This is a genomic window from Chitinophaga sp., from assembly GCF_039596135.1.
In the GTDB taxonomy this organism is placed as follows: Bacteria; Bacteroidota; Bacteroidia; order Chitinophagales; family Chitinophagaceae; genus Chitinophaga.
The window spans coordinates 57,663-79,108 of record NZ_JBCNKH010000019.1 but is presented as its reverse complement, the minus strand read 5'-3'; the positions used below and the strand labels follow the sequence as shown (position 1 = coordinate 79,108).

Here is a 21,446-nt window from a genome sequence, read left to right as displayed (position 1 = left end):
TCTCCTTATTTAAATATTGAATATAGTATCGCCATTACCAGTAATAACAGTACAGACAGGAGTTTATAACTGCCTTTGTTTTTCAAGGGTTCCAATGGGGATTTCCAGTATAATGTGGCACTTACTGTAGTATGCTGCATAGGATATATAAAAGAAAATGAAACCTGTATGATACAACAGATGATGAACAGGTAAAACGCCATCATCATAAATGGAATCTGTGCAAGTGAATTATCCGGATACAATTTATTGACTGTATAAACCAACGCCCCCAGCAGGGAGCCGATCAGCAGTGTAAGCTGTGCTGCCCTTGCAGAAGCCCCGGACCAGAAAATGCCCAACAGAAATACGCAGGTAATAGGAGGGGCGATATGCGAAATAATATCATTTACCCCATTGAAAATACTGTTATAGCTATTGAGCAATGGCAGTAAACAAATGGATAATAATAAAGCAATACCCGCTGATATACGTCCCATGCTAACCAGTTGCCGATCGCTGGCAGATGGTTTAAAACGTTTGTACAGATCAAAGCTAACCAGCGTGGAAATGGAGTTTAGTGCACCTGATACCTGGCTCATCAAACCTGATAACAATGCCGCGACTATTACCCCTGCCAGCCCGGATGGCACCAGTTGTGTGATCATCACCGTGTAGATGCCTTTGCTATCTTTCGGTGCAATCAACAAACCTTTTTGTGCCAGTGTGCTGGCAAATAATCCGGGTAGAATGAAAATAAATACAGGGAGTATTTTGATAAAGCCGCAAAACAAAGGGCCTATCCTGGCATGGTTTTCATCTTTAGCTCCTAATATGCGTTGTACAATCGTCTGGTCCGCACACCAGTACCAGATGCCAATTACAGGGTAGCCCAGGAATACGGCATACCAGGGCAGGTTACCATCACTCCGCAGCATAGATAATTTATGCAGTTGTCCCTGTTCCTGTAGTACTGCTGTCATCGCATGCCAACCACCCATTTTATGAAAACAGGCAATAGTGATGATCACTGCACCTGTTACCAGTACAATGGTCTGTATACTCTCTGTGACCACAACAGCCCTGAGGCCGCCGATAATGGTATAAACAGCTGTAATGCAGGCAATCACGGTTACGCTGATATACATATTGACTCCAAATAGGGTTTCCAATACAATGCCACCTGTGAGTAAGGAGAATGCAATGTGTATGGTGATGGCAGAGATGATGGAGATTAATGTCAGCCAGTCCCTGCACGCGCGGTTATAACGTTTTTCAAGAAAGTCGGGTAAGGTGCTGATGCCACTGCGAATATAAAATGGTGCAAAAAAAAGCGCCAGCAATATTAATGTAAATGCTGCCATCCATTCAAAGTTGCCACTCAGCAAGCCATCGTCGTACCCGCTTTGTGCCAGGCTTACCAGGTGCAGGCAGGAGATATTGGTGGCAAATAATGCGAGCCCGATCATGGGCCAGCGCAATGTTTTGCCTGCCAGAAAATAGTCTTTTGAACCGGGGGCTTTTTTAAGACCGGTCCATAATCCTATGGCCACAATCGCAGTGATGTACAGAATAACAACGATAATCATACAATTTGTTTAAGGTCACAGCTGCTACCCGATTCCTGTGGCGTAAGATAGTATCCTTCCCTGATTCGTACGGGGTGTACAAAATGTTGCTGCAGATGCGGAATATGTTCCAGGAACAACGCTTCATGCCCCAGCGAAATATGATTGAAGAGCACCAGGTGCTGATGCAGCTGCCCCATATCACCCACATGCGGCACTACCGGAATACCATACTTACGGCTTAACAGGCTGACTGTAATAAATTCACTCACACCACCCACTCTTAGGGCATCAACCTGTATAAACCCTACACATTTTGCCTGCAGGTAATTTTTAAAAATAACCCGGTTGGGCACATGTTCTCCTATTGCCAGTTTCGTAGGGGCAATGGCCTTAGCCAGCTGTTGATGTGCGATCACATCATCCGGATGTGTAGGCTCCTCTATCCAGTAAGGGCGCATTTGTTGTAACCTTCCGCATATATTCAATGCCTGTGGCAATGTCCATTGTTGATTTGCATCCAGCATGATCTTTACATCATCACCAGTCACTTCTCTGACCAGGTTAGCCCGCCTGATATCCCGCTCAGCATCTGGTGAACCAACTTTTAGTTTCATGGCCTTAAAGCCTTCTGCTACGGCTTTTTTCGCGTTCTCCCTGATCTGTTCGTCAGGATAATTAAACCAGCCAATAGAGGTATCATAACCCGGATAACCGGTATTAGTAATCTTTTCGCGTGTCAGATCCCTGTTAGCGGTAATCAATGCAATGGCCTGTTCGGGTGTCAGTTCATCTTCAAGAAAGGAGAGGTCGAGGGTATTGACAATTTCTTCAGGAGAGAGATCAATCAGCAATTTCCACAGAGGTACGCCTCTCTTCTTTGCCCACAGGTCATAGCAGGCATTAGTAACAGAGGCAAGTCCCAGGTGCACAACGCCTTTGTGTGGGCCTAGCCAGCGAAACTGTTGTTCATTGGATAACTGGTGAAATACCTGGCCAAAGTTGGCCATGATTTCTTCAATATCCCGACCTTTTAATTGTGCCGCGTAAAAATCGGCTGCTTTACAAACGAGGTCATTCCCTTCTCCTAATGTAAATGCGAGTCCCGTACCGGTATGGCCGCTATTATCTTTTAACAGGGTCACAGCATAGGAATAGACAGGATCGCGGTGTATGGCATCGCTGCCAGCTCCATGTCCGAGCGGATAGCGTACGTCTTTAATAATTGTCTGTTGTATCATGAATTATATTTTGCTGGCAACGATTTCCCTGATCTCTCCGTTTATTTTTATTTTAACCTTTTGCCCTGCAGTTGGTGCAGTAACACGATAACTGGTCACCTGCCCGTTTTTCCATGCAAAGTCTACAGTAAAATTCCCCCTTGCTTTCAATCCTTTCACAGCCCCTGCCACTTTCCAATGATCAGGAATAGCAGGCAGAAAATTGATAACCCCCGCATGGCTCTGCAACAACATTTCCGCTATACCTGCGGTAGCACCAAAGTTGCCATCTATCTGAAACGGTGGGCCTGCTGATAACATATTTTGATATACCCCACCACCTGCACCGTAGTTGATATCAGTTCTTGCAGTAGGTTTCAGTATCTCTTTCAGTAGTTTAAATGCACGGTTACCATCCTGCAATCTCGCCCAGAACAATAGCTTGTAGGCAATCGTCCAGCTTGGACCGTCATCACCTCTTACTTCCAGTGTTTTTTTGGCGGCTGCTGCCAGATCGGGGGTTGTTTCTGCTGTGATAAGCGATGCCGGATACAATCCCCACAAGTGTGAGATATGCCTGTGCTGCAGATCTGTTTCTTTATAATCTTCCAGCCATTCCATGATCCTGCCATCTTTAGAGATCACACCGGCAGGAGGGAGTTGTTTTATCTTCAAAGCCAGTTCATTGCTGAAATTAGCATCCTCTCCCAATACTTTCGATGCGGTGATCACATTGTTGAACAGATCACGCACTATCTGGTTATCAATAGTAGCACCTATACAAATGCTGGCATGATGACCATTAGGCAGAAAAAACGCATTTTCAGGAGAAGAAGAAGGAGACATTACCAGCCAGCCCGTTTTTTCATCCTTTATCAGCAGACTACTGTAAAACTCTGCAGCGCCTTTTAATACAGGATAAATGTCCTTCAGATAATGTAAGTCATTTGTAAAAGCATAATGCTCCCACAGGTTATTACACAACCAACCGGAACCTGATTTGGTAGCTCCCCAGGACGCACTTTCCCCCGGTTCTGTGAATCCCCATATATTAGTGATCACATGCGCCACCCATCCCGGTGCATTGTAATAAGCTTTTGCAGTACGTGTTCCGGGTGTAACAAGGCCCTTCACCAGCGCTGCCAATGGCAGGTTCAGTTCTGATAAGTTAGATACTTCCAGCGGCCAGTGATTCATCTGCACATTTACATCAAGATGATAATCTCCATTCCAGGGTGTCTGTATTTGATTTGCCCATAAGCCTTGTAAATTTGGCGGTAATAAACCCGGTCTGGTGCTACTAATAGATAAATAGCGACCATACTGGTAAAACAATACAGGCAGTTCATTGTCCGCTGCGGGGTTGTTATAAAATGCAGCCAGCCTTTTATCTGTTGTTGCATCCAATCCGCGTCCAAGATCAATCTTTACCCGGTTAAATATTCGTCCATATTTACTGATGTGCTGTCGCTTTTCGGTGGCATATGGTTTTGCCATAACCGTTTTCAACACCGTATTAATTTTGCTTTTAAACCCCGCATCTTTATAATCCGTACCCGCAGCAACATACAAGATAACCTCTGTGGCATTCTTAATCACCAGCGCGTGCTCTTCGGTAGTCAGTGTACCCTGTTTCAATTGCGCTTTTACGGCCGCCTGGTACTGCATCCCTTTCCCATCTGTGCCATTGTCCAGTTGCCCGTATAGCAGCAAGGCATTGTCAGCAACACGGGTAGTACCTCTTTCTGCCCGACTCATCGTCACACGACATGAAAGCTTCCCCGGCACATCAGCCGTCAGGCGAATAATACTGATATCATCATCAAAGCTGGTAAAGTATTCTCTACGATATGTAACCCCCTTAGCTGTATACTGGCAACTGGCAATCGCCTCCGTTAAAGAAAGTGTTCGTTCATAATTTATAGGTGCATCATGATCAAACCGGATCTGCAATTCCCCCATCGTCTGGTAACAACCAAAAGGCACACTGCCGGAACCCTTCCCCGTACAGATAAAGTTTTTATCCATCAGTGCCTGCGCTTCGTCATTTCTGCCTTCCTGTAGCAATTGCCTGATAGCAGGTAACTGCTTGTACGCTTCATAGTTGTTCGCATCCTGTGGAGCCCCTGACCAGAGGGTAATATCATTTAGTACGATCTTCTCCATCTGTACACCGCCATCAGGCATCATGCCTAATCGCCCATTGCCAAGCGGCAGGGTTTCCTCCCACACCTGTGCAGGTTTATCATATCGTAAGGTCTGTCCGCAAATCATTGCCGGCATCATCCCTATGATAGCTGTCAAAATATACTTCATCAATAACTATTCTTTATTCCAAAAAGTAATCTCTGAAAGGTTCACATAATTAGTTGAACCATTAGCACAATGTGTTACCCTGATCCGGATATATCGTACCGGTGGTGGATTATTCATCAGATCTGTCTTAAAGGCCGCATTACCATTATCTGACCTCACTACTTCCTTCAGCAATGTCCAGCCTTTACTTTGCATGGCACTCTTCCATCCTGCATCATCCGAATTCAGTTCAGGCACTGCATCCGCCAGGTCATCAATACCCCATACTTCAAACTGATCCGGGTTATTACAACATCCTCTGCCGGTTTCTTCTATCGCAGTCAGGTTATTATATACCTTTCCCATATCAAAACTCAACACCCTTGGCAGCGACCCATTGCCATCACTATGATATATATTCGGGTAATCCTGCGGGCCTACTGATCCATCCCATAATTTACTTACCCGGGTATCCGATTGATAGATGCCCATATCTCCCCACAAATCATGCTCCTGGAACAGGCTCTTATCACATTGCACCAGTCGCCATATACTGGGAAAGGTATCGTACCGTGATGTATAAAATGTATCCAATGCACCCGTAACCGGAATATAAGAAGATTGATAGAGGATAGGCGTACCAAATTTATAATCGGTCAGTTTCAATGAATCTTCCAAAGGTGAGATCCCGGTCGTAGTTATCTCCCCGTTCTGGTTAGTATATTTTATAGCAGTAGTAATATTGATCGTATCAGGTGTTACAAAACGCAGGGTTACGGTGTTGTCATCATTGATCGTGTATGGTGCTGTCTCCGGCAATCTGTTGTGCAAAGTGGCTTTGTATATGGAACCATACACCCTTGCATTGTTAATCTCCGTAGCTACAGACCTGTTGCCCTGAGCGTCGTAAGAATAAATAATAAAGGTATACACATACTCAGCCAGTCCGGGTATTGTACAGCGAACAGTATCTGAAGTATTATGTGTGGTAGCGTTGATGGTCATAGAGTCAGCACTATTATTCCAGTATATCTTGTACTTTGCAATGCTCTGATCCGGGCTGGGCTGCCATATTAATTGCAGGCGTCCAGCGCCGGGCAAGGCTTTTGCATTAGATACTTTGCCCGGGTATACCAGTTCCGTTCCGTCCAAAAACTCACGGTAGTCTGTCGGTTTTTTGCTGCATGCTACCAGCAATAGCACGCATACCAGTAGATATCTCATTGTATGCCGTTTTATTGATTACCTGGGGTCTCCCCAGAAGGTGAGCTCAGTAATGTTAAAAAATGTATTCGTTTGCGCCATGTTGGATACACATTCAAAACGGATGTACCTGACTTTCGGCAAACTCAATGAAAAATTATAACTGAACCCATTATTCCAAAACGCCAGATCTGCATTGGTATACTGCGGGTTCGGTAATCCGGATGGTTTATTGGGCGCTGTATAAAATCCCAGGTTGATCCACCCGTTAGGTGTAGTTCCGCCCACGGGAGGAAGATGATCTGCATCAGGCATCGTTTCGTCTACAGGCGTATCTTCTCTGCCCCATAATACCCACGTCTGAGGTGCACCCGCCTGCCACAACCAGTTCCCACTACCATCAATTCCCCTGTTCCAGATCGTATACCTGCTCAGCCGTGCCGCCTGTCCCATATCGAATGTAATCACTGCCGGCCATACCAGTGGTTGTATAGGCTGTTCTGTATGATAGCCGGGGGATGCAGCAGTATTGTTCCAGAGGTTTTCTATCACCCAGCCAAAACCTGTTTTCGCATCGGTACCTAATGGATAACTGCGAAAGAGCGACTTATCCATCTGTGCTTCGTACACAGGCGTGATAGTGGAGAATAGAGTGTCTGAAATATTCCCCCACTGGTCTGTGACGTAAATACCAAATTGCTGGGGAATCGTATCAAATCCATGCAGACTGTATGAGATCGAATCCGCATTGGTGTAGTTCTGCGAAATGATCTGGTACTTTTTAGTCTGGTCAGGCAGGATAGTAATAATGCCAAGATTGGCTTTTGCCTTATTCTCGCACGTGATACTAACGCCCCCGAAGTCTGGTTGCATCACTACCGTAGGCCGTGCCAGCAGGTAAGGCGGCGTATCAGGGTGCACTATTACCGTCACCGGATCGGATACCACCTGTGCACGGCTCACCGTATGCAGCACCACTTCATACTCCTTACTTGCTGCAAAACCACTTACGGTAATGCTGTCAGAATAGTACGAAGACTTTGTCTGCCTGCTGGTTTTATCATTAATTTTATATTCCGCCTGTACATACAGGATATTGGATGAATTAGGAAGTGTATAAGTGATATAAGCACCACCATTGAAGTTGACCACCCTGACATTGGTCACCACACCCGGTTTGGTCATATCGGTAGATACGATATCGTTGTAACCGTCCATCTTTTTGCAGGATACGATCAGCAATAATAAAAGGAGTTTTTTCATACGTGTCATGTTTTACCAGTAAAGGGTTTGAACAAGATTCGGATTGGTCAGCAAATCATAATCCTGTATCGGGTACAGGTAATTCCTGATACTGAAAGAGGTCTGCTGTACAAGTCTTAACTGGTAATACCCCTCAGTCGTCCTGTTAAATACATTCCATCCCTGTACGGGTGTGCTCAGCACGTTCTGTAGTTCTTTCCACCTTCTCAGGTCCCATCCTGCCTGGCCTTCGAAAGCAGTTTCAATTCTTCGTTCCTGGTGAATAATATCACGTAATCCTTCTTTGGAGCTATATTTATTCGGGTTGATTGAATACTGTGACCAGGATGCTACAACGCCGTCCAATCCTGCTTTGGCCCTCACCTTGTCTATCCATTGATAGACTTCTGCACCAGGGCCGTTCACTTCATTCAGGCATTCAGCATAGAGTAACCAGAGGCCGGTTAACTGTATGAATGGCCATGAATAATTCTGCTGTACGCTGGTCTGTCCGAAAGTCGTCTGATAAGGCACGAGCTTTTTGGCCCAGTACCCGGTGGCGTTGTAACGCAGCTGATCAGGTGGCGCGGCAGGTCCATTGACTGCATTGATATAATTCGGATTATTATCATCCAGGTTGCCGGAGCCAAACCATACGCTACCATCAAAAGCTACATCAGCATAATAACGGGGCTCCCTGTTAAAGTTACCTTTGGCACAGGTATAGCCTTTTTTGATGTAGTACGCATGCGCATCGTCGCCTGCCTGCAACTTATAGCGGTTATTATAGTCGAAGAATCTGTCTTCGTTAATAGGCACACCATGATTAGAATAGAATATTTCTGACGCTGCGATTGGTACAGAGAAGTTGGAATATACAGCAAACACATTGGCCGCTGCATCAGTAGTTACCCGCGGAGAGGCCATGTATTGCCAGCCAAACTGCGGATTGAGGGTCCAGATCTGTTCCGAATTCCAGCTGTCTACAAAAGCACCTTGTATAGTGAGCAGGCGCCGGGTAGTGTCGGACATGTGTACAATGCCACCACTCAACCTTAACTGGTACAATGCAGCACTCCCAGCGTTATCGATCGCATCTTTACAAGCCTGTAAGGCACGTTGCCATTTGCTTTCATCATAGGCTGCAGGGAATAGTGGTACGCCATCATGGTTTTTCATGGAGGCATAGTCAGGGTTGCCATTGAATAAGGGGCTTGCCTGTGTAACCAGTACTTCTGCCTTCACTGCCTGTGCAATGGTGGCGCTGATGCGACCCTGTTCTGCCGCCAGGTTCTGTATCACAGGAGGTAAGTCAGGAATGGCTTCATCCAGCAATCTCACTACATAATTAAAGCAGGAGTCAAGCGGTTGTTGTTTTATTCTTACTTCATCAATAGAGGCATTCACGGGCAGGTTCACATCCACAATGGGAATAGGACCGTACATCCTGATGAGCCAGTAATGGAAATATGCTTTCAGGAATTTCGCTTCTGCCGTCCATCTTTTTCGCTGGTAGTCCGGAAGATCAGGAGGGATATGTACATTCTCCAGGAAGATATTGCATTTTCGGATCGCCTGCCACATGTTCAATCCCATGTTATACCCATCCCAATAGTTCAGCAATGGATTGGCGCTGTTCTGTAACCCGCGGATGATGCTGAAACCTGCATCCCCACCTGCGCCACCCAGTGTAGTCTGGTCTTGTAAAGGGTAGGGGAATATCACTTCTCCTGATGTAGTAAAACCTGGATTACGCCTTACGTCAGCCAGGTTCTGTAAGGTGGCATAGCAACCGAACAGGTATGCCTGTGTTTCATTGGCGTTGGCAAATGCGCTTTCCAGGGTGGCGACATCGTCTGGAACGACGTCGAGATATTTCTTACAGGATGAAAAAAGGAATATGACTACAAGTATTTTTAAGATCGTTTGCATCTGAAATCGTTTAAAGGTTTACATTAATACCACAGTTGAAAACCTTCTGTACCGGGTAACCAAAGCCCTGACCTGCCTGTTCGGGATCCCATAATTTAAAGTGACTGAATGTGAGCAGGTTTAAGCCGCTGAAATAAATGCGCATGCTCCTGATGTACATTCTTTTCGTCAGTGTCTTTGGCAGACTATATCCCAGTTCTACCGATTTAAGGCGCATAAAACTACCGTCTCTCAGCCACCAGGTGCTCTGCTGCTGGTTGTTCAGGATATCGGTGGTGGAGAGCCTGGGCCATAATGCGTATAGGTTCTGGTTTTCTTCTGACCAGTGGTTCTCTGCATATGCCTGTAGAATCTGGGCATTGTTTACAAACGGTGCGGTACCATAGTTGCCATAATACCTGTCATCCTGCGAAGTGGCATTGATAAAGAAAGACTCTCTTGCAAGACCCTGGAAGAAGGCATTCAGGTCAAAGTTTTTATATCCGAGTGAAAATCCGAACCCATAGATGATCTGCGGCGTTGTTGGCAAACCAATAGGCACCTGGTCATCCTGGTTGATGATGCCATCTTTATTGACATCCCTGTATTTGATATCGCCACCTGCAGGCAGGGGAGAAGAGCCGAATAACTGGGTGGGTGAATTGGCTGCTTCTTTATCATCTACAAAGAGTCTTTCTGCAATGTATCCGAATGGCTGGTTGATAGGTTTACCATTTTGAAAACGATAAGCGTATTTATATTGCGGTTCTTCAAAACGTTGGTACTTATTGGAAGTAACTGTGAGGTTACCCAGTACAGATGCCCAGAATGTTTTGGAGAATGTTTGTTTATAGTTAACGTTCAGGTCCAGCCCCCTGGCAGATGCTTCACCTACATTGGATTTCACAGCAGCTTCCAGTCCGGTGGTGACAGGTATATATCCTCTTTGTTGCAGGATGTTGTACCTGAATTCATGGTAGATTTCTGCCGTGATGTTCAGCTTATCAAAAAAGGTGAGTTCTGCAGCCAGGTTCGATTTGCGGGCGGTTTCCCAGGTTACGCCGGGGTTGGGGTAATTTTGTATGGTTGTGCCGTACATCTTCACACCATTGGTGGTACCGAATACGGCAGAAGGACCGTTCACATCGTCCGGCGTTACATTTGACAGGTAATAAAACCTGGTATTATCGATATTGTCATTACCCACCAGTCCATAACTGCCTCTTAATTTCAGTCTGGTAACGATATGAGCAATATCTCCTTTCCAGAATTTTTCATTAGACAATACCCATCCTGCACCGATAGTAGGAAAGAAACCCCAGCGATATCTGGTGGAGAAGCGTTCTGACCCGTTATAGCCAAAGTTGAACTCAATAAAATATTTACTGGCGAATGAATAGGTGGCTCTTCCCGCCAGTCCCAGGTTGCGATAGGGAAGGGAATACTGAAGCGATGGTAGGTGAGTGTTAGGATCATTGGCATCAGCATTCAGCTTTTGTTGCCTGGTGGCAATCAGTGCACCGCTGATGTTATGTTTGCCAAATGCCCGTGCATAATCCAGTGAACCCTGCAGGTAAAGGAAGGTGTTTACATTTTTAGTGCCCGGATAATAACTAAGGAATTCCTGTGCGGCGCCTGGTTGATTATTCAGCCAGGTTAAACTATATGTATTGCTTGCCTGGTCGTAGCTCTGCACATCGTAGTAGAAAGGTTTGTATGATCTGGTCAGGTCAAAATAAGCGTACCTGTTGGTGCTGAATAACCCGTGGAATGACAGCCCTTTGGTAATGAAATTAAAGTCCTGGTTCAGTTCAAACTGTGCCGATAATCGTGACTCAGAAAAACTTTTATAACCATACATCAGGTCAGCGTAAGGGTTGGCCTGTAAAGAACCGAAAGAGTTCAGTGAGTTACCAAAAAGGATATGTTTGGTAAGCAGGTTGGCACTGTCAGCAGGAAAATAAGCAGGAAAAGATACGGGGCTGGTATGCAATGCCCTGTCGTACAGATCACTTGCCAGTCCAGACTGATCGCCGGTGATAGGACCGGTATATTCATTGAAATTACCCCATAGGCGCACCACGGCTTCGGTGGTTTTGGTCAGTTTCACATTTACATTGGAACGCAACTGGTAGTTTTCAAACTTCATAGATGAATTGAAGTTGTTGACAGGGTTTACCTGCAGGATGCCGTTGTCCCTATCGTAAGAGCCTGCGATATAATACTTAGCTACCTCGCTGCCTCCCTGAACACTGAAATTGGCGCGCTGTGTGGTTGCCTGGTCTTTAAACAATGTCTTCATCCAGTCTACCGCCGGATATACATAAGGATTATACCCCGGTGCCTTGTCCATAGTAGCCTGTGTATTGATGATCTGGTTGGGCGTATACAGTGGCGTGGCCAGTGGGTTCCGGGTAGTGAGTGCCTCGTTGTATAATTTCATATAGGTAACTGGGTTACCTAATTTTACGGTCTGGGTAGGCCGGGAAACGGAGCGTTCATAGCGTACGTTCATATTGGCTTTGCCGCTTTTACCTTCTTTGGTAGTGACCAATATCACGCCGTTAGCGCCTCTGGCACCATACAGTGCGGCGGCACTGGCATCTTTCAGAATGGAAAAGCTCGCGATATCATCTACCTGTAAGCGGGCCAGGTCATTGGTGCTGAGTTCCACATTGTCTACCAGAATCAGTGGACTGGCACTATAACCGAATGTGGTCACCCCGCGGATGAAGAAGGAGGAATTATCCAATCCTGGTTGTCCACCTCTCTGGAAAGAAATCATACCGGCAATCTGGCCCGCCAGGGCATTTGTAAGGTTGCTGGATGGTATTTTCAGTGCACCGGGATCAATGGTGGTTACGGAACCTACTACTGCTTCCTTGCGTTGTTTTCGGCCATAGGCGACTACCACAACCTCTTCCACATTGGCAGAAGCATGTTTCATAACAAGGTTGATCACCTTTGAATTTGATGATACCGTAATGTACTGTTGTTCGTAACCTACATACGAGAAGCGCAGCAGGGTGCCTGGTTCTGCATCCAGGATAAACTTACCGGTGGAATTGGTGGAAGTGGCGATGTTCTTTTTGTTTTCCGCCACCACGTTCACGCCTTCCAGCTTTGCGCCTGAAGAGTCGGAGATAGTTCCTGTAACAGTGATCTTTGTAGGTTGTTGAGCAGAAGCGCTGATGCTGATGTACAGGAAAATGATGAGCAGTACCCCTGGTAGAGGTACAAACGGGAATTTTGGCATAAACCAATTTTTTGGAAAAATTGAGAATTATTTCATAACTGGAATTGTGAAACAAAAGTATCTAATCACAGGGCTGTAATAAATGGAGGATTCATTTATTTTCATGAATTATACTACGATTTTGTATTTTGTAGATAAATCCCGGCGGCGCGTTATGAAAACTGTAAAACGAAGAGATGGCTTTGCAGGTCAACAGCTCATTAGTCTTCCTGATGCAGTCTGGAAGAATGCAATCAAGGCAAATACTGTACTAAGCCAGCTATATGTCACGCATATAGGTTATTTCCCCAAGGCAGCGTTTCACTACCGTGACAGAAAGAACGGTTGTGTAGATAATATTCTTATTTATTGTACCGGCGGAAAGGGGTGGTATGAGATTGGCAACAGGCGTTTTGAGGTGGGCATCAATGAATTCGTGATAATTCCTGCTACCGGTTTACACCTGCGTTACGGCTCTGACGACAGTAATCCCTGGACTATTTACTGGGTACATTTCAGCGGAAAAGACATGGACACGTTTAACCGGAATTTCAATATAGGTCCGTTTGATGGTCCCCGGCATATTCATGCCAATGAGAAGGGGATTGAGTTGTGGAATGCCATGTTTCAGAGTCTGAAGATGGGATTTGGAAAAGATAACCTGAGCAAGGCGAGCTTGTACCTCTATCATTTTATAGCCACATTTGTATATCCTGACAAGGTATCCGGGGAACAGTCAGCCATCAATGACCGGATCAATGATACGATCCGGTATATGCAGCAGCAGCTTTCAGCAACACTGACGGTGGAGGATCTGGCCCGGAAGATTGATTTGTCTCCTTCTCATTTTTCCAGTTTGTTTAAAAAGGCGACGGGAATGTCTCCTTTGAATTATTTTATTCATCTTAAATTGCAGAAGGCATGTTTGTTGTTGTATACAACAGATATGAAGATAAAAGATGTGGCAGTGGCGATAGGGTATGATGATCCTTTTCATTTTTCAAGGTTGTTTAAGAAGAGTATGGAGGTAAGTCCTGAGCAATACCGGGGGCTTAGGAGAAAGGGGAATATGTAGGTAGGTTAAATATAAGTCGGACAATATAGAATTTACATATGGAAGATCATGCCCTTTATTTGGACCGTTGCCTGGAACTTGCGCAGGAGGCTGCCCAGCTTTTCAATATTCTTACTACTGATGTAATTAAGGCATGGGATGCTGTGCCAGCGGTGGAGGTGGCACCGGTGAGAGGACTTACCAATATGTAACTGCTTTCCTGTAGGAAACTACCAATTTATATATAGTGGATGACATTAATTTTGCATCTACTATGGAGAATATAAGCGCGCTTAAGAACTACACAGATCAACTTTTGGTACAAAGCAAAAAAATGCCCGTGCTGTTTACATCTCATGGCAACCCCATGAACATTATAATGAGCCGGGATGAACATCCATTCTGGAATGCCTTATACCATCTTGGAATAGAACTGAAAAATAGTTACGATGTAAAAGCTGCCGTGGTTATCTCCGCGCATTGGTGTACAAACGGCACCTTTGTAAATCAATCCGCAGTTCAGCAACAAATATTTGACTACTACGGGTTTCCCGAAGCGTATTATAAGGTACATTATCACGCAAAAGGCGCACCTGAGTTTGCGCACGAAGTGAAGAAAGCCATTCCTCAGGCCGTAGAAACTGCTGAATGGGGACTGGATCATGGCGCATGGCCTATGTTGATGCACTTATTTCCAGACGCTGACATTCCCGTTTTTGAACTGAGCCTGGACTATTATGCAAAACCTGAATATCATTACGCCCTTGGGCAACAATTGAAGTCCCTGCGCAGAAAAGGCGTGCTGATCATTGGCAGTGGCGCCTTGATCCATAATCTTTCACTCGTCAGGGAAAAAATGCAATTCAATGATATGACCCCTTTCGGCTGGGAAGCCGATTACGATGCCTGGCTCAAAAAGCAGGTAGACCAGCGAAATTTTGAAGATATTGTTCAATATGCATCCAGCCATCCCTTAGGAAAGCTCGCAGCGCCCACACCAGACCATTTCGTACCCGTACTATATAGCTTAGGTCTGTCAGAACCAGGTGACGACATCAGGTATTTTTACGAAGCGCCACCTCTGCTACCTGCTTTTAGTGAGCGCAGCTTTATCATCGGCGGCTAACACCCGTTTCACTTATTGTTATTCCCCATAATCTCCGTCCGGTGTTTGATCCCCCAATCCGTCAGGTTATTGATAATCGTCCTTAACGACATGCCATGCTCTGTCAGTTCGTACTGTACTGATATGGGCTGCGTATCTATCACCGTTCTCCTGATGAGCTTATTTAATTCCAGTTCTTTCAATTCCTTGCTCAGCATTTTATTTGAAATACCATCTATATCCCCCAGAATGTCTGAGAACCTCCTTTTGGTATAAAAGCAGATAGATGAGATAATAGATATTTTCCATTTCCCATTTAACACGTCCATTGAATCCTGAACTGCCCGCATCTCCTTTTTATGGTGTTTTTCAAAGTTGGTACATTCCTTCATATGTTACTTTGTTACCTCTGAGTTACTGTTACTTTTGGTTACAAAATTACCAAAATAAACCTACATCATCTAGTTTTGTATCCGCATTAAATGATCAACAAATGAAACTAAAGAACAAAGTAGCACTCGTAACAGGTGCATCAAAAGGAATAGGCGCGGCTATTGCTAAATATTTTGCGGCAGAAGGAGCAAAGGTGGTGGTGAATTATGCATCCAGCAAGGAAGGGGCAGAGAACGTGGTGAAGGCGATTACTGCTAATGGTGGTACTGCCATTGCTGTGCAGGGCGATGTAGCGAAAGAAGCGGATGTAAACAGGCTGTTTGAAGAAACAAAGAACACTTTCGGTACGTTGGACATTTTGGTAAATAATGCCGGTATTTATCAATTTGAACCAATTGAGCAGGTATCTGCAGGTACTTTTCATCAGCAATTCAATACGAATGTATGGGGGCCAATCCTCACTATCCAGGCTGCTTTAAAATTATTTGGTACCCGTGGTGGAAACATTATCAATATCAGTTCTGGTGCAAGTAATATGCCTATGGCGACAGGTTCCGTGTATTCTGCATCAAAGGCTGCATTAGATGCGATCACAGTAGCTTTGTCAAAAGAGCTGGGGGGCAATAATGTTCGTATCAATTCTCTTTTGCCGGGTAGTGTTGAAACTGAAGGCACGCATACGTCAGGGATCATGGGGAGTGACTTTGAAGCGAAATTAGTGGCGAATACGCCGCTTGGGCGTATGGGGCAGCCGGACGATATCGCAAAGGCTGCAGTGTTCCTGGCTTCTGATGAAGCAGCATGGGTAACGGGAGAGAAGCTGGCCGTTTCCGGAGGTATTTATGGATTCTAAAAAAGGTGTCCTGATCTGGTGGTTGTATCAAACTTTGATACAACCACTTGCATCTATATTTAAGCGTTGAGCCGGATTTTCATCCTGCCTTCTGTTTTAAAAATTACCTTTGTCACCATATGAGTGCCATACCCGTTAAGTCAAAAATTGACAGGGACCAGCTTTTAAAGATCAGTCCTTTCAAAGAAGTGATCAAACCTACCGTCCCTCATAAACATGCCGATTACTTTGAGTTAATTCTATTAGAACAGGGAGGTGGTTATCACGTAATCGATGACCAGCGTTACGAGGTATTACCCCCTACCGTTTATTTCATGAAACCAGGACAAACCCATTGCTGGGATTTTTCACGAATCCCCAAGGGATACGTGATCCTGTTCCGGGAAGAATTATTGACCCGGGAGTGCCTGGACGTTGCCTATAATTTACCTGTCAACATCACCTTGAATGATGTTGAAACATTACCCGGGCTTACCCGGCAGTTTTGCGATGATTACCGTGCCGGGGCTTCTCCGGCTATTCTGAAAGCCTACCTGCAGCTGATCGTGTTGAAAACAGGAGAGGAAGCCCGCACACAATCAGCCGAAGGCAGGTTTACCCCTTTGTATTACCAGTTCAGAAGCCTGGTAAATGAGCACTTCCACCAGGTCAGAAAAATTCAGGCATATGCGAACATGTTGCATATACCTGCCGCACAGCTGAACCTGATCTGCAAGTCCGCATCCGGAAAAACACCTTCCATGTTGCTGAATGAACGAATCGTGCTGGAAGCAAAAACGTTGTTGTCCAATACCGACCTGTCTATCAAAGAAATTACGGATGTGCTGGATTTCTCTGACCCTTCTAATTTTGTGAAATTCTTTAAGCTCTACACCAGCTTTACCCCGAAGCAATACCGGGAAATGGCCATAGCCAGGCTGCATTAATTTTACCATAAATTCAGGGTTTGGCACCATGAGGTTCTAAAAAGGAGCGGCTACTTTTGACAGATATGAAACTCATTTGCTCCATTCTCGTTTGCATTAGCTTCGCAGGTATCTCCTATGCACAAACTTTCAGTGTCAAAGGCCGGATTATAGATGCACAAAGTCAGCAACCTATTGAATATGCCAGTGCAGTGTTGCTGCAGGAAGATGATTCCCTGCTGGTAGCAGGAAGTGTGAGCAGGGCGAATGGAACCTTTGAGATCAAAGACAGGGCGCCGGGTAACTACCTGCTGAAAATCTCTTTCCTGGGTTATAATACCCGCTTCATAGCACAGGTCGCCGTAAAAAATACAATGCTGAACCTGGGTGTGCTGCAACTGACTCCTTCGGGGAAAATGCTGCAGGAAGTAGGCGTATCCGGTCATAAAATTACCTCCCTGAATAAGATCGATAAACAATCTTATGATGCCGGACAATTCGAAAGCGCCAAAGGTGGTTCTGCCATCGACGTTATAAAGAACCTTCCTTCAGTAGCGGTAAACTCCCAGGGCGATATCACGGTGCGGGGAGCAACAGGGTTTATGGTCATGGTGAATGGAAAACCGGTATTGGCAGATGCGGAGACGGTATTGACCCAACTACCTGCCAATGCAATAGACCATGTAGAACTCATTACAGCTCCTTCCGCTAAATACGATCCTGATGGTAGGGGCGGGATGATTAACATCGTTACAAAAAAGGGAGCCAGCGATGGCTTTACCCTCAATGCCAATGTGCAGGGCGGACTGAGTACAACGGATTACGGTAACCTGGAAAACCCCAAACGCTTTGGGGCAGATGCTACCGTTAGTTTTAAACAACGTAAATGGGATGTGTCTGCCGGGGGAAATTATACCCGCAATGATAATTCCGGATACAGGGAGGGGGATGTTTATACCAAAAATTTTACCCGGAATACTATCACCCGTTTCCCTTCGGCCGGCGAGCGTAGCTTTGATAGATATAACTATGCGGGCCGTTTTTCTGTAAGCTTTGCTGCGGATGCCAATAACACTTTCTCTGCCGGTTTTTACAGTGGTAAAAGATACCAGGCGCGACTGGCCGATTTGCTGTATCACAATACTACGGCCGATCTTACAACCGGTGCGCTTATCAGCAGTGCAACCTACTTCAACTCAAACTTACAACGAAAAGAAGGTACATTCAACCTGGGTAACTTCGATTATGCCCACACCTTCGCCAATAAATCCAGCCTCTCTGCCGGAGTTCAATATGAACATGACAATCTATATGGCGGAACGCTGAACCGCAACCTTCAGTATCCCAACACAAAGGATACCATACAATTCGTAAATAATCCTTATAAACGCCCTATCAGCGCCTTTCGTGCAAAAGTGGATTATGCCACGCCGATCAGTGGCGGCAAACTGGAAAGTGGGATACAATATCGCCATGATACCCAGAATGGAATATTCGATTACTATGTAACACCAGCCACCTCGCAACCAGATATTGATCAATTCAGGGGTACTACCCATGCACGCAATGAGATCTATTCTGTATACAGTCAGTATACCGGAAAAGCTGGAGCGCTGGAATACAATGGTGGCTTGCGCTATGAGTATGCGACAAGGACCGTTAATTTGTCTTTTGATCCTAACCCGCATATACTGCACCTGTCCAACTTATTTCCCGCTGCTAACCTTCTCTATCATTTTACCCAGACATGGAGCATGAAAGCCGGCTATAGCAAGCGGGTACAACGCACTTCTAACCTGGAGCTGAATCCTATTCCTGAACGGGAACATTCAGAAACGCTGGAAGAGGGAGACCCTGACCTGTTGCCTGAATTTATTGACCTGGCGGAGGTAGGCGTGAACAATACCTTTGGCAAAGGATCTTTTTTTGGTACGTTCTATTATCAGCATATCAAAAATCCTATTCAACGACTGAACAGTGTATATGCAGATACGATCCTTAACCGCGTTTATTCCAATGCAGGCGCTGCACAACAGTTTGGAATAGAAGCGGGCCTGAATGTGTCGCCTGTCAAATGGTGTACATTGTACCTGGGTACGAACATTTATCATTACAAAATCAATGGAGATATTTCCATACTAGATAAACCGGTTACAATTGCTAACCAGCAATGGGCCTATACGATCAATGGAAACGTTACCTTTCAGTTCGCCAAAACATGGAATGTACAGTTAAATGCCAACTACCTGTCTAAACGGCCAACAGCACAGGGGCAGGATGGTTCTTTCTTTGTACCCAATACATCGGTCAGAAAGAGCCTGATGGCTGGCCGGATGAAGGTAGGGGTGTTGTGGCAGAATATGAATATGGGTTTCCTGGGGGCCAACAAGCAGCGGATCACTACTTCCGGACCTGCATTTTTTACAACCACCAATTATATCACAGAGACAGATGTAATTATGATTAATCTCGGTTTTAACCTGAACCGCTTTGCCAGCAAACTGAAATTACCGGTTAGTGAAACCGGGGATCGGGAATTTTAAAATACCTCGAATTCTGCTATCATTACCTTATTCTCTTTATTGATATCCAGCATGGAGTTTGTTCTCTTTGCATATATGAGAATAATAACTTTAGAAGAACACGTCTCCTTCCCGGAAATGTTCATATCGACCTCCACCGCTGCCGCCCAACATATGCAGGCAAAACTGGCGGATATTACAGGGGAGCGCCTCAGCTCCATGCAGGCAACTGGTATCACCATGCAGGTGCTTTCTATAGAAAATACAGATGTACCCTCACCCGCGTATGCCTCCGCCTATAATGATTTAGTGGCAGACAAAATAAAAGACCACAGGGAATCATTTACGGCATTTGCACTTCTGCCTATGACTACCCCGGCAGCAGCGGCAGATGAGTTAGAACGTACCGTAAAAACGTATGGTTTTCAGGGTGCTATGATCAGGGGCACCATCAATGGAAAATTCCTGGATGCGCCTGAATTTGCGCCTGTTTTTGAACGGGCAGAAAAGCTGGATGTTCCACTCTACCTGCACCCTGGTGTGCCACCACAGGCAGTGATCGATGCCTATTACAGCAATATCGGCGGTACCACAGGCCCTAATGAAGCAATCGCCTGCTACGGTTGGGGATGGCATTCAGAAACAGCAATCCATATACTCCGCCTTTTTGCCGCTGGCATATTTGATAAATATCCTAATTTAAAGATCATCATCGGTCATATGGGTGAAATGTTGCCGATGATGTGGACGAGGATGAATAGGATCTTTAGCCAGGGTAAACGATCATTGATCGATACATTCAGGGAACAACTTTTTATTACTACCAGTGGGATCTTTACACAACCACAATTGCAGCTGGCAATAGATACTATAGGTATAGATAATATCCTCTTTTCCATAGATTACCCGTTTAGCAGCAACGAGATGGGGATCGACTTTCTGAATAATATCCGGCTCCCGGCTGAGCAGGTGGCCAAAATAGCCCATGGGAATGCAGATAGATTGCTGAGATTGAAATAGCTATTTTTGTGTTATGCACAGTATTCCAATAAGGAAATTACAAGACAAGGGCGGCCTGGGATTTTTGGTGAAACCATTCTCGCAGGATGAAATTAGTCACCGGCAATCTATAGACGTAGGCGCACACCGGGATGACCATTATATATTTTTTATCATGGTGGAAGGATCGGGCTCCACAGTTGTAGACTTTGAGGAAAAGACGGTTGGCCCCAATTCGATCTATTATATTTTGCCGGAGCAGATTCATTATCGCATCAAATCGAAAAAAGCAAAAGGATGGTACCTGGCAGCGGATCCAGGTTTGGTTGACCCTGCATGCAGGAATATGATTGAAAGCTGGTCCGGGCAGCATGAGCCGATTACTTTAACGCCTGAGGAGATAAAGGATTTTGATTTGTTGCTCGGTATTTTACATCGGAAAACATCCAGCCAGCAACGCAATGTGTTGCTGGCATTACTGCGTGCATTTCTTGAAATGGCTGCTAATGCTGTGCAACAGTCTGCAAAGGTAATATCAAGACCAGCCTTGTTATCTATGGAGTTTAAAAAGCTGCTGAATGAAAATATAAAAGCGTATAAAAGTCCTGCTGATTATGCGGGGATGCTCCATATTTCGGCACCGTATCTGAATGAAGTGATAAAAAAGATAACTGGTTCTACAGTTTCATTCTGGATAAAATATAAAATTATCACAGAGGCGAAGCGACTGTTATACTTTACAGACCTGAATGTAAAGCAGGTGGCGGGGGAGTTGGGGTTTGAAAATCATTCTTACTTTTCGCATATATTTCTGAAAGAGACGGGTATGACGGCGCTAACGTTTCGAAAGAAGATCAGGGGCGGGGAGTTAATTTCATAGACAAAAAAACTCGTTTGGAAGATAAAAAAATCGGTAATACATTTTCTGTTTTATTGTTGTGACGACTGTTCATTCTCTTCAA

General features: G+C 45.2%; 16 protein-coding genes. 8 read left to right on the top strand and 8 right to left on the bottom strand.

Annotated elements, in window-relative coordinates; all coding sequences use genetic code 11:
- Nucleotides 1-5: 5 nt before the first annotated feature.
- From ABDW16_RS13840 to ABDW16_RS13810, 7 genes are read right to left on the bottom strand one after another with little or no spacing between them, the layout of a single operon-like run.
- The gene (locus ABDW16_RS13840) at nucleotides 6-1,568 is read right to left on the bottom strand and encodes a sodium:solute symporter (RefSeq protein ID WP_343670475.1); all 1,563 of its coding nucleotides are present in this window, start codon (nucleotides 1,566-1,568) and stop codon (nucleotides 6-8) included.
- Nucleotides 1,565-2,788, bottom strand: coding sequence for an enolase C-terminal domain-like protein (locus ABDW16_RS13835; protein ID WP_343670474.1), 1,224 nt, complete (start codon nucleotides 2,786-2,788; stop codon nucleotides 1,565-1,567). The genes ABDW16_RS13840 and ABDW16_RS13835 overlap by 4 nt, the downstream gene beginning before the upstream one ends.
- A gap of 3 nt (nucleotides 2,789-2,791) precedes the next feature.
- Nucleotides 2,792-5,083, bottom strand: a complete 2,292-nt coding sequence (locus tag ABDW16_RS13830; protein ID WP_343670473.1) for a glycoside hydrolase family 95 protein — start codon at nucleotides 5,081-5,083, stop codon at nucleotides 2,792-2,794.
- A gap of 6 nt (nucleotides 5,084-5,089) precedes the next feature.
- Nucleotides 5,090-6,286 (bottom strand): DUF4998 domain-containing protein, encoded by a 1,197-nt coding sequence (locus ABDW16_RS13825; RefSeq protein WP_343670472.1) that lies wholly within the window; start codon nucleotides 6,284-6,286, stop codon nucleotides 5,090-5,092.
- 18 nt (nucleotides 6,287-6,304) lie between these two features.
- Nucleotides 6,305-7,528, bottom strand: coding sequence for a DUF4959 domain-containing protein (locus tag ABDW16_RS13820; protein WP_343670471.1), 1,224 nt, complete (start codon nucleotides 7,526-7,528; stop codon nucleotides 6,305-6,307).
- A gap of 12 nt (nucleotides 7,529-7,540) precedes the next feature.
- Nucleotides 7,541-9,439: a RagB/SusD family nutrient uptake outer membrane protein gene (locus tag ABDW16_RS13815; protein ID WP_343670470.1), complete on the bottom strand. Its 1,899-nt coding sequence runs from the start codon at nucleotides 9,437-9,439 to the stop codon at nucleotides 7,541-7,543.
- Nucleotides 9,440-9,449: 10 nt separating this feature from the next.
- Entirely contained in the window at nucleotides 9,450-12,674 is a 3,225-nt protein-coding gene (locus tag ABDW16_RS13810; RefSeq protein ID WP_343670469.1) for a TonB-dependent receptor, read from the bottom strand.
- A gap of 154 nt (nucleotides 12,675-12,828) precedes the next feature.
- Here ABDW16_RS13810 and ABDW16_RS13805 point away from each other — a divergent pair, with 154 nt between their 5' ends.
- The 3 genes from ABDW16_RS13805 (at nucleotide 12,829) to ABDW16_RS13795 (ending at nucleotide 14,833) form a co-directional block, all read left to right on the top strand.
- Nucleotides 12,829-13,728 (top strand): AraC family transcriptional regulator, encoded by a 900-nt coding sequence (locus ABDW16_RS13805; protein WP_343670468.1) that lies wholly within the window; start codon nucleotides 12,829-12,831, stop codon nucleotides 13,726-13,728.
- Nucleotides 13,729-13,766: 38 nt separating this feature from the next.
- Nucleotides 13,767-13,919 carry a hypothetical protein gene (locus ABDW16_RS13800; RefSeq protein ID WP_343670467.1) on the top strand — a complete coding sequence of 51 codons (153 nt, stop codon included), beginning with the start codon at nucleotides 13,767-13,769 and terminating at the stop codon, nucleotides 13,917-13,919.
- Between the two features lie 62 nt (nucleotides 13,920-13,981).
- Nucleotides 13,982-14,833: a class III extradiol ring-cleavage dioxygenase gene (locus ABDW16_RS13795; protein WP_343670465.1), complete on the top strand. Its 852-nt coding sequence runs from the start codon at nucleotides 13,982-13,984 to the stop codon at nucleotides 14,831-14,833.
- Nucleotides 14,834-14,841: 8 nt separating this feature from the next.
- Here ABDW16_RS13795 and ABDW16_RS13790 read toward each other — a convergent pair whose 3' ends face one another.
- Nucleotides 14,842-15,204, bottom strand: a complete 363-nt coding sequence (locus tag ABDW16_RS13790) for a helix-turn-helix domain-containing protein (protein WP_343670463.1) — start codon at nucleotides 15,202-15,204, stop codon at nucleotides 14,842-14,844.
- 101 nt (nucleotides 15,205-15,305) lie between these two features.
- Between ABDW16_RS13790 and ABDW16_RS13785 the strand changes: the two genes are divergently transcribed.
- The 5 genes from ABDW16_RS13785 to ABDW16_RS13765 all read left to right on the top strand — a co-directional run bounded on the left by ABDW16_RS13785 (nucleotide 15,306) and on the right by ABDW16_RS13765 (nucleotide 21,364).
- Nucleotides 15,306-16,058: a glucose 1-dehydrogenase gene (locus ABDW16_RS13785; protein WP_343670462.1), complete on the top strand. Its 753-nt coding sequence runs from the start codon at nucleotides 15,306-15,308 to the stop codon at nucleotides 16,056-16,058.
- Nucleotides 16,059-16,177: 119 nt separating this feature from the next.
- Nucleotides 16,178-16,984: a helix-turn-helix transcriptional regulator gene (locus tag ABDW16_RS13780; protein ID WP_343670461.1), complete on the top strand. Its 807-nt coding sequence runs from the start codon at nucleotides 16,178-16,180 to the stop codon at nucleotides 16,982-16,984.
- A gap of 65 nt (nucleotides 16,985-17,049) precedes the next feature.
- The gene (locus ABDW16_RS13775) at nucleotides 17,050-19,506 is read left to right on the top strand and encodes a TonB-dependent receptor (RefSeq protein WP_343670460.1); all 2,457 of its coding nucleotides are present in this window, start codon (nucleotides 17,050-17,052) and stop codon (nucleotides 19,504-19,506) included.
- A 75-nt stretch (nucleotides 19,507-19,581) separates the two neighbouring features.
- Nucleotides 19,582-20,505: an amidohydrolase family protein gene (locus ABDW16_RS13770; protein WP_343670459.1), complete on the top strand. Its 924-nt coding sequence runs from the start codon at nucleotides 19,582-19,584 to the stop codon at nucleotides 20,503-20,505.
- Between the two features lie 13 nt (nucleotides 20,506-20,518).
- A complete protein-coding gene (locus tag ABDW16_RS13765) occupies nucleotides 20,519-21,364 on the top strand; it encodes an AraC family transcriptional regulator (RefSeq protein WP_343670457.1) in 846 nt (281 codons plus the stop codon).
- The last annotated feature ends 82 nt before the right edge of the window (nucleotides 21,365-21,446 follow it).